Below are 4909 nucleotides of genomic sequence, written 5' to 3' on the forward strand. Positions count from 1 at the left end.
GGCGGCGCGCGGGCGCCCCCCCCCCCGCGGCGCCCCCCCCCCCCGGGGGGGGCCCCCCCCCCCCCCGCCGGCCCCCCCCCCCTCCGGGTTGCTCAGCGCTTCTTCTTGTTGCGGGCTCGCTGGGCGCGGCGGCGCTCCGCCCGGGTGCCGCCCTGCTCGGGGATGACGTCGTCCACGTCGAGGTCTTCCTCGGTGGTGACCACGCCGCCCTCGCCGTCGACGCTCGGGGCGCTGTACGAGAGGTGGGTCGGGCGCTGCGGGGTTTCCAGGCCCTTGGCGTGGATCTCCGGCATGGCCTGGACCTTGTCCATCGAGATGCTGGGCGCCTCGGGGACCTGCTCGATCTGGACCTCGACGTTGAAGAGGTAGCCGACCGACTCTTCCTTGATGCCTTCCATCATGGCGTTGAACATGTCGAAGCCCTCGCGCTGGTACTCGACCAGCGGGTCGCGCTGCGCCATCGCCCGCAGGCCGATGCCCTCCTGCAGGTAGTCCATCTCGTAGAGGTGCTCGCGCCAGCGGCGGTCGAGGACGGAGAGGACCACGCGGCGCTCGAGCTCGCGCATGACCTCGGCGCCGAGCTTCTCCTCGCGCTCCTCGTACGAGGCCTGCGCGTCGGCCTGCAGCTGCTCGACCAGGGTGTCGACATCGAGGCCGGAGCGGTCGCCCGCCTCCTCCTCGACCTCCTCGATCGTGATGCTGACCGGGTAGAGCTGCTTGAGGTTGGTCCAGAGCTTCTCGAGGTCCCACTCTTCGGCGAAGCCCTCGGTGGCGCCGGTGACGTACGCCGAGATGGTGTCGTCGATGAAGTGCTCGACCTGCTCGTGCAGGTCCTCGCCGTCCAGGACGCGGCGGCGCTCGCCGTAGATGACCTCGCGCTGCCGGTTGAGGACCTCGTCGTACTTGAGGACGTTCTTGCGGATCTCGAAGTTCTGCTGCTCGACCTGGCTCTGCGCCGACTTGATCGCGTTCGAGACCATCTTGGACTCGATCGGGACGTCCTCGGGGATGCCCGCGCGGTTGAGCACGGCCTCGACGATGTTGGCCTTGAACAGGCGCATCAGGTCGTCGCCCAGCGACAGGTAGAAGCGGGACTCGCCCGGGTCGCCCTGGCGGCCGGAGCGGCCGCGGAGCTGGTTGTCGATGCGGCGCGACTCGTGGCGCTCGGTGCCCAGCACGTACAGGCCGCCGAGCTCGGTGACCTCTTCGTGCTCGGCCTTGACCGCCTTCTTGGCGTTCTCCAGCGCGTCCGGCCAGGCCGCCTCGTAGTCCTCGGGGGTCTCGACCGCGCTGAGGCCGCGCTGCGCGAGGGCCGCGGAGGCCAGGTGGTCGGGGTTGCCGCCGAGCATGATGTCGGTGCCGCGGCCGGCCATGTTGGTGGCGACCGTGACCGCGCCCTTGCGGCCCGCCTGCGCGACGATCTGCGCCTCGCGCTCGTGGTGCTTCGCGTTGAGGACCTCGTGCGGGACGCCGCGCTTGCGCAGCTGGTTCGAGAGGTACTCGGACTTCTCGACGCTGGTGGTGCCGACGAGGACCGGCTGGCCCTTCTCGTGCTTCTCCACGATGTCGTCGACGACCGCGGCGAACTTCGCCTCTTCGGTCTTGTAGACGAGGTCGGCCTGGTCGAGGCGCTGCACGTTGCGGTGCGTGGGGATCGGCACCACGCCGAGCTTGTAGATCTGGTGGAACTCGGCCGCCTCGGTCATCGCCGTACCGGTCATGCCGCCGAGCTTGTCGTACAGGCGGAAGAAGTTCTGCAGGGTGATCGTGGCGAGGGTCTGGTTCTCGTCCTTGATCTCCACCCCTTCCTTCGCCTCGATCGCCTGGTGCATGCCCTCGTTGTAGCGGCGGCCCGCGAGGATGCGGCCGGTGTGCTCGTCGACGATCAGGACCTCGCCGTCGACGACGACGTACTCCTTGTCGCGCTTGTAGAGCTCCTTGGCCTTGATGGCGTTGTTCAGGTAGCCCACCAGCGGGGTGTTGACCGCCTCGTAGAGGTTGTCGATGCCCAGGTAGTCCTCGACGCGGTTCACGCCCGCCTCGAGGATGCCGACGGTGCGCTTCTTCTCGTCGACCTCGTAGTCGCCGACCGGCGTCTCCAGCGGGTCCTTGACCGGCTCGGCGCGCTTGAGGCGCGTCACGAGCTTCGCGAAGTCGGCGTACCACTTGGTGGCCTGGTCCGCGGGGCCGGAGATGATCAGCGGGGTACGGGCCTCGTCGATGAGGATCGAGTCGACCTCGTCGACGACCGCGAAGAAGTGGCCGCGCTGGACGAGCTCGTCCTGGCTCCACGCCATGTTGTCGCGCAGGTAGTCGAAGCCGAACTCGTTGTTGGTGCCGTACGTGATGTCGCAGTTGTAGGCCTTGCGGCGCTCGTGCGGCGGCATGTTGGCGAGGATGCAGCCGACCGTCAGCCCGAGGAACCGGTGCACGCGGCCCATCCACTCCGAGTCGCGCTCGGCGAGGTAGTCGTTGACCGTGACGACGTGCACGCCCTTGCCGGCGATCGCGTTGAGGTACGCGGGCAGCGTGGAGACCAGGGTCTTGCCCTCACCGGTGCGCATCTCGGCGATGTTGCCCAGGTGCAGCGCGGCGCCGCCCATGAGCTGCACCTTGTAGTGGCGCTGGCCGAGCGTGCGGCGGGCGGCCTCGCGGACCGTCGCGAACGCCTCGGGGAGCAGGTCGTCGAGGCTCTCGCCGTCGGCGTACCGCTCCTTGTACTCGTCGGTGAGGGCGCGCAGCTCGGCATCCGAGAGGTTGGTGAAGTCCTCTTCGATCGAGTCGACCTGATCCGCGATGCGGGTGAGCTTGCGCAGGATCTTGCCCTCGCCGGCGCGCAGGACCTTGTCGAAGATGGACACGCTGTGTGAGCTCCTTGCCGAGCGGCGACCGTCCCGCGTGGCTGCGGGACGGCACGGCGGGGCCCGTCCCGCCGATGGGGCCATGGTATGCGAGGACGCAAGCCTCGGGGAGGCACGCAGGTGCGGGGGCAGAATGAGCGCTATGGAACCCGTGGAGATCGCCGCCGGCAAATACCAGCTCCGGCCGTGGAACATGCAGGACGTGGAGGCGGCCCGGGTGGCCCTGGAGGACCCGGACATCCAGCGCTGGCGGGCCCCGCGCCCGCCCGGCGACGACGACGGCACCTGGCGCGACCCGAAGGCCTGGCTGGCCAAGCGCGTCGGCTTCTGGGCCGAGGGCAAGCACGCCTGCTTCATCATCATGGACGCGGTCACCGGCGCGGTGCTGGGCGACGTGAGCATCCAGCACATCGACACGCACCTGCGCACCGCCGAGGTCGGCTACTGGCTCATGCCCGAGGCGCGCGGCGCCGGAGTGGCCACGCACGGGGTGGCGACCGCGTCCCGCTGGGCTTTCGGGGCCCTGGGCATCCACCGGCTGACGCTGATCCACGCGGCGCCGAACACGGCGTCCTGCGCGGTCGCAAATCGCACGGGTTTTGCACTCGAAGGCGTGATGCGCGACGGGTCCGTCGGGCCGGACGGGCGACACCACGACGAGCACCTGCACGCCCGGCTGGCCACCGACCCGCCCGTCCCGGCCGCCTGACCCATCGGGCGGCCGCCCCGATCGCGTGAATCCGGCGCGAAACGCCCGCCCTGATGCGAACGCATGTTCTAAGGTGCAGTCCATGAGCACACCCGCCGCCCCCGCGCTCACCCTCACCGCCGACGAGGCCCGCCGCATGGTGCTGCGCGCCCAGGGAGTGCTCGGCGTGCCCGAGCGGCGCGGCGGCGTCCGCGCGGTCCTCGGGCGCCTCGGCGCGGTGCAGCTCGACACCATCTCGACGCTGGCCCGCTCGCACGAGCTGGTGCCCTACTCGCGGCTCGGGGCGCTCGGCCGCGCAGCCGTCGAGGACGCCTACTGGTCGGGCGACGGCGCGTTCGAGTACTGGTCGCACGCCGCATGCGTGCTCCCCGTGCACTCCTGGCCGGACTTCGCGTTCCGCCGCCGGCACTACCGGAACCGCGGACACCTGTGGGGCCAGGAGGTCTCCGCCGAGGCGTACAAGACCGTCCTGGACCGGCTGCGCGCCGAAGGCCCGATGACCGCGACCGACCTGGGCGGCGCCAAGAACAAGGGCGAGTGGTGGGACTGGTCGGAGACCAAGGTCGCGGTGGAGCGCGCGCTGTCCTTCGGCGACGTGGTGTGCGTACGCCGGCGCAGCTGGAAGCGCGTCTACGACCTGCCCGAGCGGACCATCCCCGCGCAGTACGCGGAGGTCGAGCAGGACGACGCCGCCTGCATCCGCAACCTCGTCGCCGAGGCCGGCCGCCAGCTCGGCGTCGCGACCACCGCCGACCTGATGGACCAGTACCGCCTCACCCGCGCGCAGGTCGAGGCCGTACTGCCGGACACCGGGCTGGTGCCCGTCGCGGTCGAGGGCTGGAGCACCGCGAACGGAAGCGCCGGCCCCGCGGCCGCGTGGGCGCACCCGGACGAGCTGGCCGCCCCGCCCAAGGGCCGGCACCGCACGACGCTGCTGTCGCCGTTCGACTCGCTGGTGTGGGACCGCCCGCGGACCGCGCGCGTGTTCGGCTTCAACCACCGCCTGGAGGCGTACACCCCCAAGGACAAGCGGGTGCACGGCTACTTCGTGATGCCGCTGCTGGCCGGCGGCAAGCTGCTCGGCCGCGTGGACCCGGCCCGCGAGGGCCGCACGCTGGTCGCCCGGCAGCTGTCTTTCGAGTCGCCGCGGGTCGCCGAGAAGTCCCTGGACGCGATGGCGACCGCGCTGCGCGAGGCCGCGACGTGGGTGGGCTGCGACAGCGTCCGCCTGGAGAGGGTCACCCCCGAGGCGGCCCGGGCCCCGCTGGCCGCACTGCTCGCCTGAGCCGCGCAGACAAGAAGGGCCCGCAGAACACGGAAGCCGGGGCGGGACGCGGCA

Annotated in this window: 3 protein-coding genes; 2 read left to right on the forward strand and 1 reads right to left on the reverse strand. The window is 71.1% G+C overall.

Annotated features, from left to right (window positions below; genetic code table 11):
• Positions 1–92: 92 nt before the first annotated feature.
• Complete coding sequence (secA, locus tag LZ495_RS42795; RefSeq protein WP_235058682.1) at positions 93–2861, reverse strand: preprotein translocase subunit SecA; 2769 nt, start codon at positions 2859–2861, stop codon at positions 93–95.
• Between the two features lie 142 nt (positions 2862–3003).
• Here secA and LZ495_RS42800 point away from each other — a divergent pair, with 142 nt between their 5' ends.
• A complete protein-coding gene (locus LZ495_RS42800; RefSeq protein WP_235058683.1) occupies positions 3004–3570 on the forward strand; it encodes a GNAT family N-acetyltransferase in 567 nt (188 codons plus the stop codon).
• Between the two features lie 82 nt (positions 3571–3652).
• Positions 3653–4855, forward strand: a complete 1203-nt coding sequence (locus LZ495_RS42805) for a winged helix-turn-helix domain-containing protein (protein ID WP_235058684.1) — start codon at positions 3653–3655, stop codon at positions 4853–4855.
• The last annotated feature ends 54 nt before the right edge of the window (positions 4856–4909 follow it).

Origin of the sequence: Yinghuangia soli (assembly GCF_021502675.1) — a bacterium.
GTDB classification, from domain to species: domain Bacteria; phylum Actinomycetota; class Actinomycetes; order Streptomycetales; family Streptomycetaceae; genus Yinghuangia; species Yinghuangia soli.